Source organism: Hansschlegelia beijingensis (genome assembly GCF_045505405.1).
GTDB classification, from domain to species: Bacteria; Pseudomonadota; Alphaproteobacteria; order Rhizobiales; family Methylopilaceae; genus Methylopila; species Methylopila beijingensis_A.
In genome coordinates this window covers 1-2,323 of the sequence record NZ_JBJKEX010000430.1, presented here as the reverse complement: position 1 = coordinate 2,323, position 2,323 = coordinate 1, and the positions used below count along the sequence as shown (strand labels likewise).

The window sequence follows — 2,323 nt, the reverse complement described above, 5'->3', positions numbered from 1 at the left end:
GCTGCTCGAACCCATCGGCAACATCCCGCCAGCCGAAGCAGAAGAGCGCTATTACGCAATGCTGAGCGAGCCGGCTATCGCGGCGTGACTCAAACGAAGCGGCCTCCGGAGAATCCGGAGCGGTTCAGGTCCGGTTTGGACGCGACTTTTTCGGGCATCCTGATCCCTGCAGGAGGGGGATGCCATGAAGCGCAAACGGTATTCGGACGAGCAGATCGCCTTCGCTCTGAGGCAAGCTGAGAACGGGACGCTGGTCGATGAGATCTGCCGCAAGCTCGGCGTCTCTGAGGCGACGTTCTACCGGTGGAAGAAGCAGTTCGCCGGGATGGGCGTCGTCGAGATCCGGAGGCTCAAGCAGCTCGAGGAGGAGAACGCCAAGCTGAAGCGCCTGGTGGCCGATCTCTCGCTCGACAAGTCTATGCTTCAGGACGTGCTGAGAAAAAAGTTCTGAGGCCCGTCATGCGCCGCGAGGTCGTGGGCCATCTTCGAGCGGCCTACGACATCAGCGAACGGCGGGCCTGCGTCGCCACCGGCTTCGAGCGGTCGTCGCAACGCTACCGGTCGAAGCGTGATCCTCAGACAGCCCTGCGGATCCGGTTGAAGGACTTGGCCGCGGTTCGAGTCCGCTACGGCTATCGGCGGCTGCATGTCTTGCTCCGCCGGGAAGGTTGGGCCGTGAACCACATGGCGTAATCGGGAGCGAGCTTCTCGTCATAGCCTGTCGTCCCCTGAAGAGGAGGACGGAAGATGACCTTCTTTGTTGGACTGGATGTCTCGACCAAGGAGACTGCAATCTGCGTGATCGACGATGCCGGTGAGCGCGTCTGGGAGGGGAAGTCGCGAACGGACCCCGACGCCATCGCGACCGTTCTGGGGCGAAGAGCTGCCGGTGTGGAGAAGGTCGGGATCGAGACGGGACCTCTGACGGTGTGGCTGTGGCACGCGCTTGCCGCACGAGGGCTTCCGATCGTCTGCCTTCACGCACGGCACGCCGCTGCGGCCTTGAAGCTGCAGATGAACAAGACCGACCGGAACGACGCCTTCGGTCTGGCGCGACTGGTCCGCTCGGGCTGGTATCGGCCGGTGGCGGTGCGCTCGATCGAGACACATCGGCTGCGCGCCCTCCTGATCACGCGCGATCAGCTCGTCGGAATGAGCACGGCGCTCATCAACAAGATCCGCGGCCTGGCCAAGACCTTCGGGATCCTGATCGGACCAGGCAAGGGCGGGACCTTCGCGCGTCACGTCCGCGCGCAGCTTCCGGACGACCCGGTCCTGAGCGCGCTTTTCGAGAGTCTCCTGACGTTGCTGAGGACGATCCAGGAGCGCTGCCACGCGATCGCGAAGCAACTCGCGCGCGTCGCCCGCCAGAACAGGATCTGTCGTCTGATGATGACAACACCCGGCGTGGGCCCGCTGACGGCGATCAGCTTCGTCACGACGATTGAGGACCCGGGCCGCTTCCGACGATCGCAGGACGTCGGCGCCTATCTCGGGCTGACCCCGCGCCGGTATCAGTCGGGCGAGGTCGACATCAATGGCCGGATCTCGAAGTGCGGGGATCGCTTAACGCGCAAGCTCCTGTTCGAGGCCGCCAACGCAATGCTGTCTCGGACGGCGTTGCCGCTCGCTCTGAAGGAGTGGGGCGCAGCAGTCGGCCGAAGGTCGGGCTTCTGGAAGGCGCGGGTGGCGCTGGCGCGCAAGCTCGCGGTCATCCTGCATCGCATGTGGGTCGAGGAGCGTCCCTTCGAGCCCAAGGTGAACGCCATGGCCTGATCGCCTCCCTTCGAAGCTGCTGCCCCGCCAGGGTGCGGCCACGGCCGTCTCGCGACACGCTTCGTGACCATCCGGAACACGAGAACCACATCGAGAGGCCGGCGATCTGGCGCCATGTTGAGGAGGCACGCGATGCCGACCTCGAAGACGACAACGATGCGCAATGCAGATCGAGCAAAAGCACCCTGGAAAAGTCTTGATCGATTAGACGACAAACGCGTCTACAGGCTCTACAGCGAAGAAGGGCTTTCGATCCGCACCAAGCTGCCCCGACGCAAGCGCGCCTGGCGCTACCGTGCCGGTCGGCCAGAAATCGCGGCGCCGAATGACGTCTGGGCTATGGACTTCATGTCCGACGCCCTGTTTGACGGCCGGCCGTTCCGGTTGCTGACCATCGTGGACTGCTGTTCTCGCGAGGGACTAGCAACGGTTCCGAGAGCCAACTTCAGAGCCTTCCACGTCGTGGAGGTTCTCGATCGGCTCGCGGCCGAGCGCGGCAAACCAAAGACGATCCGCGTCGATAACGGACCGGAGTTCGCTGGCCGAC

Annotated in this window: 1 protein-coding gene and 2 pseudogenes; all 3 read left to right on the top strand. The window is 64.1% G+C overall.

Translation table 11 applies throughout. From position 1 onward, the window contains the following. Nucleotides 1-184 precede the first annotated feature (184 nt). Nucleotides 185-684 (top strand): annotated as a pseudogene (locus ACIKT0_RS17135) (transposase); the annotation flags it as partial. 63 nt (nt 685-747) lie between these two features. Beyond that, complete coding sequence (locus ACIKT0_RS17130; protein ID WP_407106574.1) at nt 748-1,776, top strand: IS110 family RNA-guided transposase; 1,029 nt, start codon at nt 748-750, stop codon at nt 1,774-1,776. A 204-nt stretch (nt 1,777-1,980) separates the two neighbouring features. Next, a pseudogene (locus ACIKT0_RS17125) lies at nt 1,981-2,323 on the top strand (DDE-type integrase/transposase/recombinase); the annotation flags it as partial.

Excerpts from the sequence above, each read along its gene's own strand:
- ACIKT0_RS17130 (WP_407106574.1), top strand. The coding sequence starts at position 748 with ATGACCTTCTTTGTTGGACTGGATGTCTCGACCAAGGAGACTGCAATC.